The organism is Micromonospora sp. DT233, from assembly GCF_049841815.1.
Lineage (GTDB): Bacteria > Actinomycetota > Actinomycetes > Mycobacteriales > Micromonosporaceae > Micromonospora.
Window position 1 is genome coordinate 19,160 of record NZ_JBNCLB010000012.1, and the last position, 23,806, is coordinate 42,965.

Below are 23,806 nucleotides of genomic sequence, written 5' to 3' on the forward strand. Positions count from 1 at the left end.
TACGCCGTCAAGAGGACTTACCGAACTCCCTGTGGATGAATTCGAACAGCTCGTCGTCGGAGGCCGTCTCCAGTTGCCGGGACACCGGCTCAGCGGCTCCCGCAGACTGCCTGTCACCCAGCGTCGAGATTAGGCTTCGCAACCTGGCCTGCACCGCGTCGAGCTGGTGGTCTGGGGAAAGAGCTGAAATTCCGGCCTCGAGCTTGTCCAGGGCCACCTCCACGGCCTGCTCCGGTGACGGGGCCTGCTGCGCACCGCCGAACAGGCCGCCCAGCAGGGTGACCAGGTCCAGCGGCGTGGGGTGGTCGAAGACCAGGGTGGCCGGCAGGGCCAGCCCCGTCGCCGTGGTCAGCCGGTTGCGCAGCTCGACCGAGGTGAGCGAGTCGAAGCCGAGGTCCTTGAACGCCCGCCCGGCGTCGACGGCCTGCGGGTCGTCGTGGCCGAGGACGGTGGCCACCGCGGAGCGGACCAGGTCGTGCAGGGCGGCGTCCCGTTCGGCCGGGGGCATGTTCTGCAACTGCTCGCCCCGCCCGGCGACGGTGGCGCGGTCGGCGTCGTCGGTGGCCGTCGGCCGCAGGGCCCGCTGCGCCGCCGGCAGGTCGGCCAGCAGGGGCCGGGACCGGGCGGCGGCGAAGCTGGGCGCGAAGCGGGCCCAGTCCACGTCGGCCACGGTGAGCACGGTCTCGTCGTGCTCGATGGCCTGGCGCAGCGCCGCCAGGGCGCGCTCCGGCGGCATCACCAGCACCCCCCGGCGGCGCAGGTGCTCCTCGGCGGCCGGGTCGGCGGCCATGCCACCGCCGCCCCAGGCACCCCAGGCCACCGAGGTGGCGGTCCGGCCGCGGTCCCGCCGGGACTGGGCGAGGGCGTCGAGGTGGGCGTTGGCGGCCGCGTACGCGCCCTGTCCGCCGCTGCCCCAGACACCGGCGTTGGAGGAGAAGAGGACGAACGCGTCCAGCGGCTGGTCGGCGAGGAGCTCGTCGAGGTGGGTCGCGCCGAGGGTCTTGGCGGCCAGCACCTCCGCGCACTCGCCGAGGGTCATCTCGGCCAGCGCGGTCGCCTGCACCACCCCGGCGGCGTGCACGACGGTGCGGAGCTCGTCACCGGCGTCGCGCAGCCCGTCGAGCAGCCCGGCCAGGGCGGCCCGGTCGGCGACGTCGCAGGAGGCGAGGGTGACCCGCGCGCCGAGCGCGGTGAGCTCGGCCGCCAGGTCCCGGGCGCCGGGGGCGTCGGCACCGCGCCGGCTGGTGAGCACCAGGTGTTCGGCGCCGGCGTCGACCAGCCACCGGGCCACCCGGGCGCCGATGCCGCCGGTGCCGCCGGTGACCAGCGCCGTGCCCCGGGGTTGCCAGGTGCCGGCGGGCGGGGTGTCGCCGACCGGGGCGGGGACCAGGCGTCGGCCGTACACCCCACGGGCGCGGACCGCGACCTGGTCCTCGCCGCCGGTGCCGGCGAGGGTCTGGCGCAGCCGCCGGGCGACCGGCTCGTCGATGGTCGCCGGCAGGTCGACCAGGCCGCCCCAGCGGTCGGCGTGTTCCAGGCCGACGACCCGGCCGAGGCCCCACACCTGCGGCTGGGCGGTGCCGGCGAGGCGGTCGCCGGGTGCGGCGGTCACGGCCGCGCGGGTGGCGAGCCACAGCGGCGCGGTGAGGGCCACGTCGGCCGCCGCCTGGGCCAGCAGCAGCGTGGCGGCCAGCCCGGCGGAGACCGCCGGGTACGTGGGGTGGGGCCGCTCGTCGACGGCCAGCAGGGAGAGCACGCCGTGGACCGCGCCGGGCCGGGTGGGCAGCAGGTCGGCGAGGTCGGCGCGGGTGAGCGTGCCCGCGTCGACGGCCACCACGCGCAGGTCGGCGCCGTGCAGGGCGCCGGTCACCTCGGCGCACCACTGCGCGTCGACGCCCTCGGGGGTGAGCACCAGCCAGTTGCCGGTGGGGCGGCCCGGCTGCTCCGTCAGGGTCCGCCAGGTGATCCGGTAGCGCCACGAGTCGAGGGCCGCCGCCTCGCGGCGGGCGCGCCGCCAGTCGGCCAGGGCCGGCAGGACGTCCGCCAGGGCGGTCGTGTCGACACCGAGGGTGCTGGCGAGGCCGTCGAGGTTGCGCTGTTCCACGTCGGCCCAGAACGCGTCGTCGCGTTCGTCACCGGCCGGGGCGGCCTCGTCGGCGGCCGCCGGGCGGGGCCAGAACATCCGCCGCTGGAACGGGTACGTGGGCAGCTCGACCAGGTCCCCGTCGACCACCGTGGTCCAGTCGACGTCGACGCCGCAGACGTACGCCTCGGCGAGTGAGGTGACGAAGCGGCGTGGGCCGCCGTCGTCGCGGCGCAGGGAACCGCCGACGTACACCCCGCCGGCGGTGACCGCGAGGTCGTCGAGGGTCTCCTGCACCGGCACGGTGAGCACCGGGTGCGGGCTGAGCTCGACGAACGTGCGGTGCCCGGCGGCGGCGAGGGTCCGCACGGTGGGGTCCAGCAGGACGGGCTGCCGCAGATTCCGGAACCAGTAGTCGGCGTCCACCTCGGCCGGGCCGATCCAGTCCCCGGTGACCGTGGAGAGCATCGGGATCTGCGGCGGGCGGGGCGTGGTGGGGGCGAGCAGGGTGCCCAGCTCGTCGCGGATCCGGTCGACGTGCGCGCCGTGGGAGGCGTAGTCGACCGGGATCCGCCGGGCCCGGAGCTGCCGCTGCGCGCAGCGCTCCAACAGGTCGTCGAGGGTGGCCGGGTCGCCGGAGACGACGACCGAGGCGGGGCCGTTGACGGCGGCGACGGTGACCCGGCCGTCGTAGCCGGCCAGCAGGTCGGCGGCGGCGTCGGCGGGCACCGCCACGGAGACCATTCCGCCCTGGCCGGCGAGGGCGGTCAGCGCCTGGCTGCGCAGGGCGACGACCCGGGCGGCGTCGCGCAGGGTGAGGGCACCGGCCACGCAGGCGGCGGCGATCTCGCCCTGGGAGTGGCCGATCACGGCATGCGGGCGTACCCCGTGGTGCTGCCACAGCGCGGCCAGCGACACCATCACCGCGAACAGCGCCGGCTGCACCACGTCGACGCGGTCCAGGCCGGGGGCGTCGGGCGCGCCGCGCAGCACGTCGGTCAGCGACCAGTCGACGAACTCGGCGAGGGCCTGCTCGCACTCGGCGAGCCGGTCGGCGAAGACGGGTGCGGCGGCGGCCAGCTCGGTGGCCATGCCGACCCACTGGGCGCCCTGGCCGGGGAAGACGAACACGGTCCGGCCGGGGGTGCCGGCGGTGCCGGTGACGACGTGCGGGGCGTCCCGGCCGGCGGCGAGCGCGGTCAGCCCCGCGGCGAGTTCGTCGCGGGTGACGCCGACGACGGCCGCGCGGTGCTCCAACGCCGCCCGGGACACCGCCAGGGACCGGGCCACGTCGCGCAGCGGGGGCGCGTCGGGGCCGGTCACCGTGGGCAGCAGCCGGTCGGCCTGGGCGGCGAGGGCGGCCGTCGTCCGCCCGGCCAGCAGCCACGGTACGACCGGTGCCGCCGGCACGTCGACGCGGCCGGGCGGCCCGGCCGGCTGCGGGGCCTCCTCCAGGATGGCGTGGGCGTTGGTGCCGCTGACACCGAACGCCGACACTCCGGCCCTGCGCGGCCGGTCCCGCTGCGGCCACGGCCGGGGCTCGGTGAGCAGCCGCACCCCGCCGTCGCCCCAGTCGACGTGCCGGGAGGGGGCGCTGACGTGCAGGGTGGCGGGGAGGGTGCGGTGGCGCAGCGCCAGCACCATCTTCAGCACCCCGGCGAGGCCGGCGGCGGCCTGGGTGTGGCCGATGTTCGACTTCACCGAGCCGAGCCAGAGCGGCCGGTCGGCGGGGCGGTCCTGCCCGTAGGTGGCCAGCAGGGCGTGCGCCTCGATCGGGTCACCGAGGGACGTGCCGGTGCCGTGCGCCTCCACCGCGTCCACGTCGAGGGTGGTCAGCCCGGCGTTGGCCAGGGCCTGCCGGATCACCCGCTGCTGCGCGGAGCCGTTGGGGGCGGTGAGCCCGTTGGACGCGCCGTCGGAGTTGACGGCGGTGCCGCGCAGCACGGCCAGCACGGGGTGGCCGTGGCGGCGGGCCGCGGAGAGCCGTTCCAGCAGGACGACGGCGGCGCCCTCGCCCCAGCCGGTGCCGTCGGCGTCGTCGGAGAACGCCTTGCAGCGGCCGTCCGGCGACAGCGCCCGCTGCCGGCTGAACTCCACGAACACCCCGGGGGTGGTCATCACCGTCGCCCCGGCGACCAGCGCGGCGGTGCACTCACCGGCCCGCAGCGCCTGGCTGGCCAGGTGCAGCGCGACCAGGGAGGCGGAGCAGGCGGTGTCCACGGTCAGCGCCGGCCCTTCCAGGCCGAAGGTGTACGCCAGCCGGCCGGAGAAGACGCTGGCGGCACTGCCGGTGGCGACGTAGCCGGCGAGGTTCTCCGCCGAGTTGTGCAGCGCCGCCGGGTAGTCCTGGCCGTTGGTGCCGGCGAAGACGCCGATCCGGCTGCCGCGCACCGACCGGGGGTCGATGCCGGCCCGTTCGAACGCCTCCCAGGAGCATTCCAGCAGCAGCCGCTGCTGCGGGTCCATGGCCAGCGCCTCGCGGGGGTTGATGCCGAACAGGTCGGCGTCGAAGGCGCCGACGCCGGGCAGGAAGCCGCCCTCCCGGGCGTAGCTGGTGCCCTCGTGGTCGGGGTCCGGGTGGTAGAGGGAGTCGGTGTCCCAGCCCCGGTCGGTGGGGAACGCCGACATGGCGTCGTCGCCGTCGGAGAGCAGCCGCCACAGCTCCTCGGGGGTGTCGACACCGCCGGCGAAGCGGCAGCTCATGCTCACCACCACGATCGGGTCGTCACCGTGGTCGCCGCCGGTGGCCACGACGGTCTCCGTGACGGCGGTGCCGGCGATCTCGCCGAGCAGGTGGCGGGCGAGCGCGTCGGCGTCGGGGTGGTCGAAGACCAGGGTGGCGGGCAGCGCGAGACCGGTCAGCGCGTTCAGCCGGCCCCGCAGGTCCAGGGCGAGCAGCGAGGTGAAGCCGAGCGCCGACAGCGGCGCGGTGGGCTCGACCGGTTCGATGGACGGGTGGCCGAGCACGTCGGCGATCTGGGTGCGGACGGCCTCCAGCACGGCGGCGTGCCGGCTGGTGGGGTGCAGGGCGAGCACCTCGCGGCGCAGGGCGGGCCCGTCGTCGGCCGGGTCGGGGTGGTCGGCCGCGCCGGTCAGCTCGGCCAGCAACGGCCGGGCGCCGTCGGCGGTGAGGCGGGCCCAGTCGACGTCGGAGACCGCGACGCAGGGCGCGTCGCCGGCCAGGTGCCGTTCCAGGGCGGCGAGGGCGGGGGCGGCGTCCATCGGGTCCAGTCCGCCGCGCCGGAGCTGGTCGGTGAGGTCTGCGGTGGCGGCCATGCCGGTGCCGGCCCACGGGCCCCAGGCGACCGACAGGGCCGGTCGGCCGGCGGCGTGCCGGGTCTGGGCGAGCGCGTCCAGGGCGGCGTTGGCCGCCGCGTACCCGGCCTGGCCGACGCTGCCCAGCGTGCCGGCGAGCGAGGAGAAGAGCACGAACGCGGTGAGGTCACGGTCGGCCAGCAGCTCGTGCAGGTTCACCGCGGCGGCGGCCTTCGCGGCCCACACGTCGGCCAGGTGCGCGGGGTCCATGGTGTGCAGCAGCCCGTCGTGCAGCACCCCGGCGGCATGCACCACGGCGTCGACGCGTACCCCGTCGGCGTCCAGGCCGTCGAGGAGCGCGGCGAGGGCGGCGCGGTCGGCGGCGTCGCAGGCGGCGACGGTGACCCCGACGCCGGCCGCGACGAGTTCGTCGCGCAGGTCGCCGGCGCCGGGGGCGTCGGGTCCGCGGCGGCTGGTCAGCACGAGGTGTCCGGCGCCGTGGGCGGCCAGCCAGCGGGCGACGTGCCCGCCGAGCGCCCCGGTGCCCCCGGTGACCAGCACCGTGCCGCCGAGCGGCCAGCTCTGCGGCGCGGCGGGCGGCGGGGCGTGCCGGACGAGCCGGCGGGCGTACGTGCCGTCGGCGCGGAGCGCGAGCTGGTCCTCGCCGGTGGCGCCGGTGAGCAGCCCGGCGAGGCGGACGCCGTCGGCGGGCGTGGGCGACGGGGGCAGGTCGACCAGGCCACCCCAGCGGTCGGGGTGTTCCAGGGCGGCGACCCGACCGAGCCCCCAGGCCGCCGCGAGTTCCGGCGCGGGTGGCGGGTCGGTGTCGGCGACCTGGGCGGCCCCGCTGGTGACGCACCACAGGGGCGCGGCGATGCCGGCGTCGCCGAGTGCCTGCGTCACCCGGGCGAGCGTCCCGGGTGCCGCCGACGCGACGCCGGTCGACGCGACGGGCAGGTGGATCACGCCGTCGACGTCGGTGTGCCCGGTGAGCAGGGCGGCCAGGGCCGCCCGGTCGGCGGCCGGGTCGACGGTGAGCGGTGCCGGGGTGGCACCGGCGGCCCGCAGCCCGTCGGTGACCGTGGCCGTCAGGCCCGGGTCGGCGGCGGTGGGGGTCAGCAGCAGCCAGCGGCCGGTGAGCCGATCGGCCGCCGGGTCGGCGACGGGCCGCCAGTCGACGCGGTAGCTCCACCGGTCGGCGGTCTCCGGCTGCTCGGCCGGCCAGCCCTGCAACCAGTAGCGCTGGTGCTGGAAGGGGTAGGTGGGCAGGTCGACGACGCGGGCGCCGGTGGGGGCGTAGAACGCCGCCCAGTCGACGGTGCCGCCGTGGGCCCAGAGCCGGGCCAGGGCGGTCACGGCGGTGCCGGGCTCCGGCCGGTCCCGCCGCGACGCCGGCACGGCCAGCACCTCGGCACAGGTCTCCTCGACCGCCCCGACCAGGCTCGCGTCCGGGCCGAGCTCCACGAACCGGGTCACCCCCAGCTCCGCGGCCCTCTGCACCGCCGCACCGAAGACGACCGTCCCACGCACCTGCTGCGCCCAGTACTCGGCGGTGAACTCCTCCACCACCTGCCCCGTGAGGGTGGAGACGATCGGAATGCTCGGCCTACCCAACTCCACGGTCCCGGCGAGCCGGGCGAACTCCGCCAGCATCGGGTCCATCAACGCCGAGTGGAACGCGTGACTGACTTCCAGCCACCGACCCTGCCGCTCGGGCAGCCCGGCCGCGACCCGCTCCACCGCATCGCGCTCCCCGGAGACCACGACCTGACCGGGGGCGTTCACCGCCGCGATCGACGCCCCGTCGACCAGCAGCGGGGACACCTCGTCGACCGTGGCGCGGACCGCCCACATCGCCCCGCCCGTGGGCAGGGCCTGCATCAGCGACGCCCGCGCCGCCACCAGGCGACACGCGTCGCCCAGGTCGAGCACGCCCGCGACGTGCGCGGCGGCCAGCTCACCGATCGAGTGACCGACCAGGTAGTCGGGGGTGACGCCCCACGACTCCAGGAGCCGGAACAGCGCCACCTCGACGGCGAACAACGCCGGCTGCGCCCACCCGGTCTGCGCGAGATCCTCCCCCGATCCGTCGATCACCTCGCGCAACGGGCGGTCCAACAGCGTGTCGAACTGCGCGCACACCTCCGACAGGGCGGCCTCGAAGACCGGGAACGCCGCCGCCAGCTCACGGCCCATGCCGAGACGCTGACCACCCTGACCGGAGAACACGAACCCCGTCAGGCCATCCCGCGCCGACCCGGAAACCACCCCCGCATCCGGCACACCCTCCACCACCGACGCCAGACCGGCACGCAACTCGTCGGCGTCGGCACCCAGCACGACCACCCGACGGTCCAGCGCCGAGCGCGCCGTCGCCAGGGAGAACCCCACATCCACCGCCGACCCCGACACCACCGACGCCAACCGGGCCGCCTGACCGGAGAGTGCGGCCGGCGCCTTCGCCGACAACACCCACGGCACCACCGGCAGGACGACGTCGGCGACGGGGGCGGGCCCGGTCTCGGCCGGGGCCTCCTCGATGATCACGTGCGCGTTGGTGCCGCTGATCCCGAACGCCGACACCCCGGCCCGCCGGGGCGTCCCACCCCGAGGCCACGACCGCGCCTCGGCCAGCAGCTCCACCGCACCCGCCGACCAGTCCACGTGCGACGACGGCGGCTGCGCGTGCAGGGTCCGGGGCAGCAGTTCGTGCCGCAACGCCAGCACCATCTTGATCACACCGGCCACGCCCGCCGCCGCCTGCGTGTGACCCAGGTTCGACTTGATCGACCCCAACCACAACGGCCGGTCCGCCGGACGACCCCGCCCGTACGTGGCCAGCAACGCCTGCGCCTCGATCGGGTCACCCAACGACGTGCCGGTGCCGTGCGCCTCGACGGCGTCCACGTCGCCGGCCGACAGCCCCGCGTTCGCCAGGGCCTGGCGGATCACCCGCTGCTGGGCGGGGCCGCTCGGCGCGCTCAGCCCGTTCGACGCGCCGTCGGAGTTGGTCGCGCTGCCCCGGACCACGGCGAGGACCCGGTGGCCGTTGCGGCGCGCGTCGCTGAGCCGCTCCAGCACCAGCACGCCGACGCCCTCGCCCCAGCCGGTGCCGTCCGCGTCGTCGGAGAACGCCTTGCAGCGGCCGTCGCCGGCCAGGCCACCCTGCCGGCTGAACTCGGTGAAGCTGTCCGGGGTGACCAGCACGGCCACGCCGCCGGCCAGGGCCAGCTCCGACTCGCCGGAGCGCAGCGACTGGCTGGCCCAGTGCAGCGCCACCAGCGACGACGAGCAGGCCGTGTCCAGGGTCACCGCCGGGCCTTCCAGCCCGAGGGTGTACGCGACCCGACCGGAGACGACGCTGGTGGCGTTGCCGACCAGCAGGTGCCCCTGCACCTCCTCGGGGATCTCCGGGCCGACGCCGTACCCCATGTTGTTGCCGCCGATGAAGACGCCGGTGCGGGTGCCACGCAGCGCGCCCGGGTCGATGCCGGCGCGTTCCACCGCCTCCCAGGCGGTCTCCAGCAGTTGCCGCTGCTGCGGGTCGGTGGCCAGGGCCTCCCGGGGGCTCATCTCGAAGAACGCGGCGTCGAAGCCGGTCGCGTCGGGGAGGAAGCCGCCCTCGGTCACCCCGGCGACGGTGGCCGGCCAACCCCGGTCGGTGGGCAGCGGGGAGAGCGCGTCGGTGCCCGCCGCCAGCAGCCGCCACAGGTCGTCCGGTGAGTGCACGTCGCCGGGGTACCGGCAGCTCATCCCGATGATCGCAATGGGTTCGTCGGTGGTCGCGCCGCCGACGTCGGCCGGTTCCGCCGCGTCCTGCGTACCGAACAGCTCGGCCCGCAGGTGGGCGGCCAGCCGGCGCGGCTGGGCGTGGTCGAAGACCAGGGTGGCGGGCAGCCGCAGCCCGGTCACCGCGCCCAGGCGGTTGCGCAGCTCGATCGCGGTCAACGAGTCGAAGCCGAGTTCGCGGAACGCCCGCCCCGGCTCGATGCCGTCGGTGCCGTCGTGGCCGAGCACGGCGGCGGCGTGGGTGCGGACCAGGTCGAGCAGTTCGCGGTCCTGCTCGGCGGCGGGCCGGTCGGCGAGCCGGCGGCGCAGGCCGTCGTCGCCCGGGTCGCCGGCATCGGGGACGTCGCCGCCGGCCAGGGCCCGGCGGGCCTCGGGCAGCTCGTCGAGCAGCGGCCGGGGCCGGGCGGCGGTGAAGGTGGGTGCGAAGCGGTCCCAGTCCAGGTCGGCGACCACGGTGGTCGCCTCGTCGCGCTCGACCGCGCCGCGCAGCGCGGTCAGGGCGAGGGCGGGCGGCATCGCCCGCACGCCCCGGCCGGTCAGGTGCCGGGCCATGCCGGCGTCGGCGGCCATGCCGGCGTCGGCCCAGGCGCCCCAGGCCACCGACGTGGCGGTGCGGCCCCGGGCGCGCCGGTCCTCGGCGAGGGCGTCGAGCCAGGCGTTCGCGGCGGCGTACGCACCCTGGCCGCCGCTGCCCCAGACGCCGGCGCTGGAGGAGAAGAGCACGAACGCGTCGAGGGGCCGGTCGCCGAGCAGGGCGTCGAGGTGGGCGGCGCCGAGCACCTTCGCGTCGAGCACGGCGCCGAGGTCGGCGACGCCGGTGTCGGTCAGCGGCTGGAACTGGCCCACGCCGGCCGCGTGCACGACCGCGGTGAGCGGGTGCCGCTCCCCGGCCGCGTCGAGCACCGAGGCGAGGGCGTCGCGGTCGGTCACGTCGCAGGCGACCACGGTGACGTCCACGCCGAGCGCCGTCAGCTCGTCCCGCAGCTGCGGCACGCCGGGTGCGTCCGCGCCCCGCCGGCCGGTCAGCACGAGGTGCTGGGCGCCCTCGGTCGCCAGCCAGCGGGCCAGGGCGGCACCGATGCCGCCGGTGCCGCCGGTGATCAGGACGGTGCCGCGCGGCTGCCACCGGCGGGCCGGGCGGGCGCCCGCCGGGGCGTGCACGAGCCGCCGGACGAAGGTGCCCGAGCCGCGCAGGGCGAGCTGGTCCTCGCCGCCGTCGGCGAGGGCCGCGGCGAGGCGTTCCCGGCCCCGGGCGTCGAGCCGGGCGGGCAGGTCGACCAGGCCGCCCCAGCGGTCCGGGTGTTCGAGGCCGACGACCCGGCCGAGCCCCCAGGCGGCGGCCTGCCCCAGCCGGCGGGACGACCGGTCGGAGGGCCCGATGGCGACGGCGTCGCGGGTGGCGATCCAGAGCCGGGCCGTGGAGCCGGTGTCGGCGAGGGCCTGCACCAGCGCGACGGTCGCGGCCAGGCCCACCGGCACGGCCGGGGCCGCCGGGTGCGGGCGCTCGTCGAGGGCGGCGAGGCTGACCACCCCGACGGGTACGCCGTCGAGCCCGGCCAACCGGTCGGCCACGGCACGTCGCAGGTCCGGGTCGCCGTCGGGCAGGGTCACGGTGTGTACGTCCGCGCCGTGGCCGGTCAGGGCGTCGGCGACGTCGGCGGCCAACTCGTCGTCGACGCCGGTGGCGGGACGGACCAGCAGCCAGCCGCCGGTCAGCTCGGGCCGGGTGCGGTCGCCGGGGCGGGGCCGCCAGGTCACCTGGTAGCGCCAGGCGTCGGCGGTGTGTTCCTCGCGCCGCTGGCGGTGCCACCGGGCCAGGGCGGGCAGCACCGGGTCGAGCACGGCGGTGTCGGTGTGCAGGGTGGTGGCCAGCGCGGCGACGTCGGCGCGGTCGACGGCGGCCCAGAACTCGTGGTCGCCGGCGTCGGCGGCGTCGACGGTCGCCTCGTCGGCGTCGAACTCGGGCCAGTAGCTCTGCCGCTGGAAGGGGTAGGTGGGCAGGTCGAGCAGCCGGGCCCCGCCGGCGGGGAAGGCCGCCGACCAGTCCACCTCGACGCCGCGGACCCACGCCTCGCCCAGTGACAGCAGGAACCGTCGCGCGCCCCCGTCGTCGCGCCGCAGGGAGCCGACCACGCACCCGTCGTCGCCGCCCGGGGCCGCCGCCCGCACGGTCTCCTCGACGGCGGCGGTCAGCACCGGGTGCGGCGACGCCTCCACGAACGTGGTGTGCCCGTCCTCGGCGAGGGCCCGCACCGCGTCGGCGAAGCGCACCGGCTCCCGCAGGTTGCGGAACCAGTACTGCGCGTCCAACGACGACGGGTCCACCACCGCGCCGGTCACCGTCGAGACCATCGGCACCCGCCCCGGCCGGGGGCGCACGGCCGCCAACTCCCGGAGCAGTTCGGCCCGCAGCTCCTCCACCGCCGGGGAGTGCGACGCGTAGTCCACCGGGACGACACGGAACCGCACCTCCCGCCGCCCGCACTCGACGCCCACCCGGTCCAGCTCGGCCCGGTCACCGGAGAGCACCACCGAGGCGGGGCCGTTCACCGCCGCCACGTGCACGCCGTCGTACCCGGAGATCAGCTCCTCGGCCGCCGCCACCGGCAGCCCCACCACGGCCATGCCGCCACCAGCGGCGAGACCCGCGACCGCCCGGCTGCGCAGCGCCACCACCCGGGCGCCGTCGGCCAGGGACAACGCCCCCGCCACACACGCCGCCGCGATCTCACCCTGCGAATGACCCACCACCGCCGCCGGCCGCACCCCGAACGACTCCCACAACCCCGCCAACGCCACCATCACCGCCCACGACGCCGGCTGCACCACCTCCACCCGCTCCAACGACGGCGCACCCGGAACCTGGCCAAGCACATCCGCCAACGACCAGTCCACGAACTCCGACAACGCCGCCCCACACTCCGCCAACCGCGCGGCGAACACCGGCGACGCCGCCGCCAACTCCACCCCCATCCCCGCCCACTGCGCCCCCTGACCGGGGAAGACCAACACCACCCGGCCCGGGGAGCCGGCGGCCACCACCCCCGACACCACGCCGTCGGCGGGCAGCCCGGCGCCGACCGCCGCCAGCCCGTCGGCATGCCCGCCGACCACCACCGCCCGGTGCTCGAACGACGCCCGGGACGTCACCAGCGACCAGCCCACGTCCACCGCGTCGGCGGCCGGCAGCGCGGCCAGGGCGGCGGCCTGACCGCGCAGGGCCGCCGGGGAACGCCCCGACAGCAGCCACGGCGCCACCGCTCCCGCCAGCACCGGCACCGACTCGGCCGGCGCGGCGGCCGGCGGCTCGGCCGGCACCTCCTCCAACACCACGTGCGCGTTGGTGCCGCTCATGCCGAACGCGGAGACCCCGGCCCGGCGCGGTCGGCCCGCCGTGGCCGGCCACGGGCGGTCCTCGGTCAGCAGGCGCACCGCGCCCGCCGTCCAGTCCACGTGCGAGGTGGGCGTGGTCACGTGCAGCGTGCGGGGCAGCAGGCCGTGCCGCATCGCCAGGACCATCTTCATCACCCCGGCGACGCCCGCCGCGCCCTGGGTGTGCCCGAGGTTGGACTTCACCGAGCCCAGCCACAGCGGCCGGTCGTCGGCCCGCTCCTGCCCGTACGTGGCCAGCAGGGCGCGCGCCTCGATCGGGTCGCCGAGGGTGGTGCCGGTGCCGTGCGCCTCCACCACGTCGACCTCGGCCCCGGTGACGCCCGCGTTGGCCAGCGCCTGCCGGATCACCCGCTGCTGCGCCTTGCCGTTCGGGGCGGTCAGCCCGTTCGACGCGCCGTCCTGATTGGCCGCGCTGCCCCGCACCACGGCGAGGACCCGGTGCCCGTTGCGCCGCGCGTCGGAGAGCCGCTCCACCAGCAGCAGCCCGACGCCCTCGCTCCAGCTGGTGCCGTCGGCGTCGTCGGAGAACGCCTTGACCCGCCCGTCGGGCGCCAGCCCGCGCTGCCGGCTGAACTCCTGGAAGGTCGACGGGCTGGCCATCAGCGTGGCCCCGCCGGCGAGCGCGAGGGAACACTCCCCCGAGCGCAGCGACTGCACCGCCAGGTGCAGCGACACCAGCGACGACGAGCAGGCGGTGTCCACCGTGACGGCGGGCCCCTCCAGCCCCAGCACGTACGCGATCCGGCCGGAGGCGACGCTGGCGGCGCTGCCGGTCGCCAGGTAGCCGTCGGTGTCGATGCCGGACTGGGCCATCAGCGGGCCGTAGTCGGCGCCCGTCGCGCCGGTGAAGACGCCGGTGGCGGTGCCGCGCAGCGACGTCGGGGCGATCCGGGCCTGTTCCAGGGTCTCCCAGGCGACCTCCAGCAGCAGCCGCTGCTGCGGGTCCATGGCCAGCGCCTCGCGGGGCGAGATGCCGAAGAAGCCGGCGTCGAACTGGTCGGCGTCGTGCAGGAAGCCGCCCCGGCTGACGTACGTGGTGCCCCGGCTGTCCGGGTCGGGGTCGAGCAGCGTGTCCAGTTCCCAGCCGGGTCGGGCGGGGAACTCGGAGACCGCGTCGACGCCGCCGGTCAGCACCTGCCACAGCTGCTCGGGGTTCGCCACCCCGCCGGGGAACCGGCAGCCCATCCCGATGATCGCGATGGGCTCGTGCGCCACCTGCTCCAGCCGCTGGTTGCGCTGCTTGAGCCGTTCGTTGTCCCGCAGCGCGGCCCGCAGGGCCTCGACCAGCTTGTCGGGAGGAGTCGCCATCGTCAGTTCTCCCGTGCGTCGGTGCCGGCACCGAGCGCCAGCTCGATGAGGTCGTCCACATTCATGTCGCCGAGGCGGTCCACGCCGTCGTCCGGGGCGGCCGGGGTGGCCCGCTCGGCCGGGGTGGCCAGTTCCAGCAGCGCGTCGAGCAGCCCGGTCTCGCGCAGCCGGCTCAGCGGGATGCTCCGCAGCGTCGCCCAGGTGGCCGCCTCCTCCGCGCTCTGCGCCGGGGCCTCCGGGTCGGTGCCGAAGAGCCGGGTCACCAGGTAGCGGGTGAGCTCGGGGAACGTCGGGTGGTCGAAGACCAGGGTGGTGGGCAGCTTCAGGCCGGTGAGGGCGGCGAGCCGGTTGCGCAGCGCCACCACGGTCAACGAGTCGAAGCCCAGCTCGCGGAAGGGCCGGTCGGCGTGCATCTCCGCGACCGAGGCGTGGCCGAGGGCCACGGCGGCCTCCCGGCGTACCCGGTCGAGCAGCACGCGTCGCCGTTCGGAGTCGTCCAGCCCGGCCAGTTCCCGGACCAGCTCCGCCTCGCCGGTCTCCTCCGACTCGACCGCCTCGGTCTCGGCGAGCGCCTGCCGGGCGTCGGCGACGCCGAGGATCAGCGGCCGGTGCCGGGCGGCGGCGTACGCGGGCGCGAAGGTCTTCCAGCCGATGTCGGCGACGACCAGGTCACCGTCGTCGCGGGCCACCGCGTCGGCGAGGGCGGCGACGGCCAGCTCGGGGTCCATCGGCCGGTTTCCCAGCCGGCGCAGCCGAGCGGCGGTGCCCTCGTCGACCATCCCGCCGCCGCCCCACGCCCCCCAGGCGAGGGAGACTACGGGCACCCCGGCGGCCCGGCGCTCGGCGGCGTACGCGTCGAGGTAGGCGTTGGCCGCGCCGTAGCCGACCCGGCCGCTGTCGCCCCAGGTGCCGGCGCCGGAGGAGAAGAGCACGAACGCGTCCAGGTCCAGCCCGGCGACGTGCTCGGCGAGGTGGCGGGCGCCGGCGACCTTCGGGCCGAGCACCGCCGCCAGTTCCGCCGTGTCGAGTTCGCCGACCGGCACCTCCCGGCCGCTGATCCCGGCGGCGTGCAGCACCGCCCGGATGGGCGGGCCGTCGACGGCGACCTTCGCGAAGAGCGTCCCCACCGCCTCCGGGTCGGTCAGGTCGCAGGCCACCACGCTGACCTCGGCGCCGAGGCCGATCAGCTCGTCCTGCAGGTCGGCCGTCCCGTCGGCGGTCACGCCGCGCCGGCTGACCAGCACGATCCGGCCGGCCCCGCAGCGGGCCGCCCAGCGGGCCAGGTGCCCGCCGAGCGCGCCGGTGCCGCCGGTGACCAGCACCGTGTCGCGGGGCTGCCAGGGCGCGGCCGGGCCCCGGCCGGGGGCGCGGACCAGCCGGCGGGCCAGGACGCCGCCGTCGCGTACCGCGAGGTGTTCCTCCCCGGTGCCGCCGGTGAGCAGCGCGCACAGCCGCCGACCGGCGTCGGGGTCCACGACGTCGGGCAGGTCGACCAGGCCGCCCCAGCGGCGGGGCAGTTCCAGGCCGAGCGCGGTGCCGGCGCCCCAGAGCAGCGCCTGGGTGGGGCGGCGGGGCGGGTCGTCGGGGCCGGTGCCGATCGCGCCGCTGGTCGCCACCCACACCGGGGCGTCGACCGCCAGGGCGCTCAGGGCGCGGACCACGGCCAGGGTCCGGTCGAGCCCGACCGGGACCACCGGGTGGCGGCGGTCCGGCGTCTCGTCGAGCCCGGTGAGGCAGAGCACCCCGGCCAGTGGCTGCGCCCCGGTCGCGGCGCGGACGGCGGCCAGCAGCGCGTCGTCCGGGTCGGTGGCGGCGACGGGGAGTTCGAGCACGTCGGCGCCGGCGGCGGCCAGCGCGGCGGTCACCGCGTCGGCCAGTTCCGTGGCGACGGCCGCCGGCCGGGCCAGCAGCCAGCGGCCGGTCAGCCCGGCCGCTTCGGCCGGCCGCACCGGCACCCACTCGGTGCGGTAGCGCCAACTGTCCAGCACGGAGCGGGTCCGGCGGCCGTTGTGCCAGCGCGACAGCGCGGGCAGCACCGTCTGCACCGCGTGCCGGTCGACGCCGATCCGCTCGGCCACGGCGTCGCTGTCCTGCCGCTGCACCGCCTGCCAGAAGTCGACCTCCTGCGGGTCGGCGGCCGGCTGCGGCGCGGGGTCGTCGAACTCGGGCCAGAACCGGCGGCGGTCGAAGGCGTACGAGGGCAGCGGCACCCGCCGCGCGGCGACGCCGTCGAAGGCGCGGGCGAAGTCCACCGGCGCCCCGGCGACGTACGCCTCACCGAGGGACGTCAGGAAGCGGGCCAGCCCGCCGTCGTCGCGGCGCAGCGAGCCGACGGCCGCCACCGGGTCGTCGGAGTCGGTGTCGGCGAGGGTCTCGGCGATCGCGCCGGTGAGCACCGGGTGGGCGCTGACCTCGATGAACGGCCCGAAGCCCTGCCCGGCCAGCGCCCGCACCGACTCGGCGAACCGGACCGGGCGGCGCAGGTTGTCGAACCAGTACCCGGCGTCCAGCGGGGCGTCGTCGACCCAGTCGGCGGTGACGGTGGAGAAGAACGGCACCCCGGGCGGGGTGGGGTCGATCGGCCCGAGCACCCGGGCGAGGGGCTCGCGCAGCTCGTCCACGTGCGCCGAGTGCGACGCGTAGTTGATCGGCACCCACTTGGCCCGGATGCCCCGGGCCCGGCAGTCGGCGACGAGCGACTCCAACGCGTCGCGGTCACCGGAGGCGACGACGGCGCGCGGGCTGTTCACCGCGCCCACCACCACCCGCCCCCGGTACGGCGTCAGCAGGTCCTCGATCCCCTCGGGCGACACCTCGACCGACACCAGGCCGCCGCGCCCGGCCAGCGCGGTGACCTCCCGGCCACGCAGGCAGACGACGCGGGCGGCGTCGCGCAGGGACAGCGCCCCGGCGAAGCAGGCGGCGGCCATCTCCCCCTGGGAGTGCCCGAGCACCGCGGCCGGTTCCATCCCGTACGAGCGCCACAGCTCGGCCAGCGAGACGGTGACCGCGAGGGTGGCCGGCTGCACCACGTCGTCGCCGGTCAGGTCGGGGGCGCCGGGGGCGCGGCGCAGCACGTCGGTGAGCGACCAGTCGACGAACTCCGCCAGCGCGGCCTCGAAGCGGGCAATGGAGGCGGCGAAGACCGGCGCGGTGTCGATCAGTTCGGCGGCCATGCCGGCCCACTGGGAGCCCTGGCCGGGGAAGACGAAGACGGGTCGGCCGGCCGGGCGGGCGACGCCCTCGACCAGGTTGCCGGCCGGCTCGCCGTCGGCCAGGGCGCGCAGCCCGGCGTGGAGCTGATCGGCGTCGGCCCCGACCACCACCGCCCGGTGCGCGAACGCCGAGCGGGTGGTGACCAGGGAGTACCCGACGTCGACCGGGTCCAGACCCGCGGCGGCGGGCAGCAGCCGGGCCGCCTGGGTCCGCAGCGCCGCCACGCTGGGCGCGGAGAGCGTCCAGGCCACGGCGGCGGGACGATCCGTCCGGGTCACCGCCGTCTCCGGCTGCGCCTCGGGGGCCTGCTCCAGCACCAGGTGGGCGTTGGTGCCGCTGATGCCGAACGAGGACACGGCGGCGCGGCGGGGCCGCCCGGTGTCCGGCCAGTCCTGGTTGTCGGTGAGTAGCCGCACCGCCCCGGCGTCCCAGTCCACCCGCGACGAGGGCGCGTCCAGGTGCAGGATGCGCGGCAGCACGCCGTGCCGCATGGCCAGCACGGTCTTGATGACGCCGGCCACGCCGGCCGCCGCCTGGGTGTGCCCGATGTTGGCCTTGAGCGCGCCGACCAGCAGCGGCGTCCCGGCCGGCCGGTCCTGCCCGTACGTGGCGATCAGCGCCTGCGCCTCGATCGGGTCGCCGAGCGGCGTGCCCGTGCCGTGCGCCTCCACCGCGTCGACGTCGGCGGCGGTGAGCCCGGCGTTGGCCAGCGCCTGGCGGATGACCCGCTGCTGGGAGGGGCCGTTCGGCGCGGTCAGCCCGTTGGACGCGCCGTCGGAGTTGACCGCGCAGCCCCGGATCACGCCGAGCACGGGGTGGCCGTGCCGGCGGGCGTCGCTGAGCCGTTCCAGCAGCAGCAGCCCGACGCCCTCGCCCCAGCCGGTGCCGTCGCCGCCCTCGGCGAAGGGCTTGCAGCGGCCGTCGGCGGCGAGTCCGCGCTGGCGGCTGAACTCCAGGAAGACGGTGGGCGTGGACATCACGGTGGCACCGCCGGCCACGGCGAGGCTGCACTCCCCCGACCGCAGCGCGTTGACCGCCCAGTGCATCGCCACCAGCGACGACGAGCAGGCGGTGTCGATGGTGACGGCGGGGCCCTCGAGGCCGTACGTGTAGGCGATCCGGCCGGAGGCGACGCTGCCGGCGCTGCCGTTGCCGAGGTGGCCCTCCAGGTCGTGCCGACGGCCGTGCAGCAGCACCGGGTAGTCGGTGTACATCAGGCCGACGAAGACGCCGGTGGGGCTGCCCTTGAGGGAGCGCGGCGGGAGGCCGGCGCGTTCGAACAGCTCCCAGGAGGACTCCAGCAGCAGCCGCTGCTGGGGGTCCATGGCCAGGGCCTCGCGGGGCGAGATGCCGAAGACGGTGGGGTCGAACTGGTCGGCGGCGGTGAGGAAGCCGCCCTCACGCACGTAGCTGGTGCCCTGCCGGTCCGGGTCGGGGTCGTAGAGGGCGTCGAGGTCCCAGCCGCGCCCGTCGGGCATCGGCACGACGGCGTCGTCGCCGCGCAGCACGAGCTCCCAGAGCTGCTCCGGGGTCTCGACGCCGCCGGGTAACCGGCAGGCCATGCTGACGATGGCGATCGGTTCGTCGGACGCGCCCGCCAAGGCGGACGGGGTGGCGGGCCCGGCGGCGGAGGGCGCGCCGCCGTCGAGCGACTCCAGGTGTCGGGCGAGCGCGGCCGGGGTGGGCTGGTCGAAGATGAGCGAGGCGGGCAGCCGGACCCCGGTGGCCTGACCGAGCTCGTTGCGCAGCTCCACCGCCATCAGCGAGTCGAAGCCCAGCTCGGAGAAGGCCCGGTCGGGGTCGATCCCGGCCGGCGAGGGGTGCCGCAGCACGGCCGCCACCCGGGCCCGGACCAGGTCGATCATGCGGGCCGGGCGGGCGGCGGCCCGGGGCCGGGCGGCGGGTGCCCGGACCAGGCCGCGCAGCAGGGCGGGCAGCGCCTGCCGGCCGAGTTGCCCCCGCAACCGGGCGAAGTCGAGCGCCAGCGGCACCAGGGCGGCCCCGTCGTGGCGCAGCGCGCGGTCGAACAGCGCCAGCCCGTCGGGGTTGGTGAGGCTGAGCACGCCGATGTTGCGGGCCCGCGCGAGGTCGACGTCGGTGAGCCCGCCGACCATGCCGTCGTCGCCCTCCCACAGACCCCAGGCCAGCGAGATGGCGGGCCGGCCCTGCCGGCGACGCCGGTCGGCGATGGCGTCGAGGCAGGCGTTGGCGGCGGCGTAGTTGCCCTGCCCGGGGCCGCCGAAGGTGCCGGCGGCGGAGGCGAAGAGCACGAAGGCCGACAGGTCGAGGCCCCGGGTCAGCTCGTCCAGGTGCAGCGCGCCGGCGACCTTCGGGGCCAGCACGGTGTCGATCCGCTCCGGGGTGAGCGACTCGACGATGGCGTCGTCGAGGGTGCCGGCGAGGTGGACGACCGCGGTGAGCGGGTGCGCGGCGGGCACGTCGGCCAGCACCTGCGCCAGCGCGTCCCGGTCGGCCACGTCGCAGGCGACCAGGGTGACGTCGGCGTCCAGGGCGGCCAGCTCGGCGGCGTCGGCGGAGCTCCCGCCGGAGCGGCTGGCCAGCAGCAGCCGGCGGACGCCGTGCGCGGTGACCAGGTGGTGGCAGAGCGCCCGGCCGAGCCGGCCGGTGGCGCCGGTGACCAGCACCGTGCCGTCCGGGTCGAACGGCGGGCCGGTCGCGGCCCGCGGGTCGGGGGCGGAGATGCGGGCCAGGCGGGGGACGTACCAGCGGCCGTCGCGGAGCGCCAGCTGCGGTTCTTCGGTGTCGCGCAGCCAGCCGGGCAGCTCCGCGTCGTCGACGGTGTCCACCAGCACGAACCGGTCGGGGTTCTCCGACTGGGCGGAGCGGACCAGCCCGGCCACGGCGGCGGCGACCGGGTCGACCTCGCCGGTGTCGTCGGGCAGCCGGGTGGCGTGGCGGGTGCGCAGCACCAGCGGGGCGGCGGCCGGCGCGGCGATCAGCTCCTGGAGGGTGGCGAGGGTGCGGTGCAGGGCCACCCGGACGGCCTCGTACGGGTCGTCCGGCAGCGGGCCGCCGCCGGGCAGGTCGCGGACCTCGGGGGCGGCGGCGTCGGAGAGCTCACCCTGGTGTTCCTGCCAGCGGAGCTGGAAGACCATGTCGCGGTGGCGCGGGTCGTCGGCCGGGTCGTCGGCGAGCGGGCGCAGCAGCAGCGACTCCACCGACACGACGGGGGTCCCCGCGCCGTCGGTGGCGCTCAGCTCCAACGTCCGCTCCGCGACGCGCCGCAGCGTGACCCGCAGCGCGGTGGCGCCGGGGTGGCGCAGCGACACACCGGACCAGGCGAACGGCACCGCCGCGGCGGTGCCGGGGTCGCCCAGCGCGGCGGCGTGCAGCGCGCTGTCCAACAGCGCCGGGTGCAGTTCGAACCGCTCCGCCTCGACCTGCGCGGTCTCGGGGAGGTCCACCTCGGCGTGGATCTCGTCGCCGCGCCGCCAGGCGGCGCGCAGCCCCCGGAACAGCGGGCCGTAGGCGAGGCCGGCCTCGGCCAGCGCCGGGTAGACGTGGTCGACGTCGACCGGCTCCGCCCCCGCCGGCGGCCACTCGGCGTCGACGGGTTGCCCGGGGTCGACGTCCGGGGCGAGCGTGCCGGTGAAGTGGCGCGTCCAGGGGCCGTCGTCGGCGACGGGGCGGGCGTACCCGGTGACGCCGCGCCGGCCGTCGGCGTCGGCGGGGCCGACCACGACCTGCAGGCGGACCCGGTCGGTCTCGGCCAGGGCCAGCGGCTCGGCCAGCACCAGCTCGTCGACGCGGGGGCAGCCGAACTGGGCGCCGGCCCGCAGCGCGAGGTCCAGCAGCGCCGTACCGGGCACCAGGATCCGGCCGGCGACCCGGTGGTCGGCCAGCCAGGGGTGGGTGCGCACGGCCAGCTGACCGCCGAGGACCACGCCGTCGGCGTCGGCCCGTTCCAGCCGCACGTCGAGGACGGGGTGGTCGGCGGCCGGGTCGGGCCGGGACAGCGGCACGTCGAGCCAGAACCGGCGCCGCTGGAACGCGTAGGTGGGCAGGTCGACGGCGGTCGCGCCGGTGCCGGCGAAGAACCCCGACCAGTCGGTGGGCACCCCGGCCGTCCAGAGCCGGGCCACCGCCGAGGTCAGCGCCGCGACCTCCGGTACGTCCCGGCGCAGCAGCGGCTGCACCAGGCAGTGTTCCGGTACGTCGTCGGCGACGGCCGCGCAGAGCGGCGCGTCCGGGCCCAGCTCGACGAAGCGGGCGGTGCCGAGGGCACGCAGGGTCCGCACCCCGTCGGCGAAGCGGACCGCCTCGCGGACGTGCCGCACCCAGTGCTCGGCGGTGAACTCGTCGACCACCGCCCCGCTGAGGGTGGAGACCACCGGGATGCGGGGCCGCCGGTGCCGCACCGACTCGGCCACCGCCCGGAAGTCGTCCAGCATCGGGTCCATCAGGTGCGAGTGGAACGCGTGGCTGACCGCCAGCCGGCGGGTGCTCCGCCCGGCGAACGGCGCGACGGCGCGCAGCACGGCGTCCTCGTCGCCGGAGAGCACCACCGCGCCGGTGGCGTTGACGGCGGCCAGGCCGACGCCGTCGCCCAGCAGCGGGGCGACCTCTTCCTCGGTGGCCCGGACCGCCACCATCGCCCCACCGGCCGGTAGGGCCTGCATCAACCGGCCCCGCGCGGCGACCAGCCGGGCGGCGTCGGGCAGCGACAGCACGCCGGCCACGTGCGCGGCGGCCAGCTCGCCGACCGAGTGGCCGATCACGTGGTCGGGGCGGATCCCCCAGGACTCCAGCAGCCGGAACAGCGCCACCTCGAAGGCGAAGAGCGCGGGCTGGGTGTACCCGGTGCGGTCGAGCAGGTCGCCGTCGCCGAACATCACCTCGCGTACGCCCGGGCCGTCGGCGGCGGGCAGGGCCGCGCAGACCTCGTCCAGCGCGGCGGCGAAGACGTCGAACGTCTCGGCGAGCTCCCGGCCCATCCCGACCCGCTGGGCGCCCTGGCCGCTGAACAGGAACGCGACCGGCCCGCCGAGGACGTGCCCACGGACCAGGTCGGGGTGGTCGGTGGCTTCGGCGGCGGCCGCAAGCGCCGCCAGCAGCCCCGGCCGGTCGGCGCCCAGGGCGACCGCCCGGTGCTCCAGCGGCGCCCGCCCGGTGGCCAGCGAGAAGGCGACGTCGACCGGGCGGGCCGGCGGCAGCCCGTCGCGCAGTCGGCGGGCCTGCGCGGCGAGCCCGGCGGGCGTCCGGGCGGAGACCGGCCACGGCGTCACGGGCAGCGCCCGGGGCGAGGGGGTCGGCCCGGCGACCCCGGCGTCCTGGGCCGGCGGCGGCCCGGCGGCCTCGGGGCGTTCGGCCGGCGGCGCCTCGACGATCAGGTGCGCGTTGGTGCCGCTGACGCCGAACGCGGAGACCGCCGCGCGGCGCGGCCGGTCCCGCTCGGGCCAGGGTTGGGCCTCGGTGAGCAGCCGGACGTCGCCGGCGGACCAGTCGACGTGCCGGGACGGCCGGTCGACGTGCAGCGTGCGCGGCAGCACCCCGTGCCGCATGGCGAGGACCATCTTGATCACGCCGGCCACGCCGGCGGCGGCCTGGGTGTGGCCCAGGTTCGACTTGAGCGAGCCGAGCCAGAGCGGCTGCTCCGCCGGCCGGTCCTGGCCGTACGTGGTCAGCAGCGCCTGCGCCTCGATCGGGTCGCCGAGCGTGGTGCCGGTGCCGTGCGCCTCGACGGCGTCCACGTCGGCGGGGGTGAGGCCGGCGTTGGTCAACGCCTGCCGGATGACCCGCTGCTGGGACGGCCCGTTGGGGGCGGTGAGGCCGCTGCTGGCCCCGTCGGAGTTGACCGCGGTGCCCCGGATCACGGCGAGCACCCGGTGGCCGTGGCGGCGGGCCTCGGAGAGCCGTTCCAGGGCGAGCAGGCCGACGCCCTCGGCCCAGCCGGTGCCGTCCGCGCCGTCGGCGAAGGACTTGCAGCGGCCGTCCGGGGCGAGGCCCCGGTGCCGGGCGAACTGCACGAACGTCACCGGGGTGGACATCACCGTGACGCCGCCGGCCAGCGCCAGCGTGCACTCCCCCGAGCGCAGCGCCTGGCAGGCCAGGTGGATGGAGACCAACGACGACGAGCAGGCGGTGTCCACGGTGACCGCCGGCCCCTCCAACCCGAGGGTGTACGCCACCCGCCCGGAGGCGATGCTCGGCGAGCTGCCGTTGCCGAGGTGCCCCTCCAGGCCCTTGGGTGGCTGCCGGACCCGGGTGGCGTAGTCGTTGTACATCACGCCGACGTAGACGCCGGTGCGGCTGCCGCGCAGCGAGGTGGGGCTGATCCCGGCGCGCTCCAGCACCTCCCAGGACGCCTCCAGCAGCAGCCGCTGCTGCGGGTCGGTGGTCAACGCCTCGCGCGGGCTGAGCCCGAACAGTTCCGGGTCGAAGTCACCGGCGTCGTGCAGGAACCCGCCCTCGGTGGCGTAGGAGGTGCCCGGCTGGTCCGGGTCCGGGTCGTAGAGCGACTCCAGGTCCCAGCCCCGGTCGGTGGGGAAGCCACCGACCGCGTCGGTGCCGTCGGCCAGCAGCCGCCACAGCTCCTCCGGCGACGTGACGTCCCCGGGGAGCCGGCAGCTCATGCCGACGATCGCGATCGGCTCCGTGTCGCGCTCCTGCAGGTCGGCCAGCCGCTGCCGGGTCTGCTGGAGGTCGGCGCTGGCCCGCTTCAGGTACTCGCGGAGTCGCTGCTCGCTCATCGGTCCGCCAATCGTCCGGGCCGGGGCGGCACTGGCACGGCGATGCTGTCCA

The 23,806-nt window shown here is 77.1% G+C and carries 2 protein-coding genes; both read right to left on the reverse strand.

The genetic code is table 11. The features are described from left to right. Positions 1 to 7: 7 nt before the first annotated feature. A complete protein-coding gene (locus ACLQ2V_RS21885) occupies positions 8 to 13,834 on the reverse strand; it encodes a type I polyketide synthase (RefSeq protein ID WP_425720496.1) in 13,827 nt (4,608 codons plus the stop codon). Further along, complete coding sequence (locus ACLQ2V_RS21890; RefSeq protein WP_425720420.1) at positions 13,831 to 23,754, reverse strand: type I polyketide synthase; 9,924 nt, start codon at positions 23,752 to 23,754, stop codon at positions 13,831 to 13,833. The genes ACLQ2V_RS21885 and ACLQ2V_RS21890 overlap by 4 nt, the downstream gene beginning before the upstream one ends. Between the last annotated feature and the right edge of the window lie 52 nt (positions 23,755 to 23,806).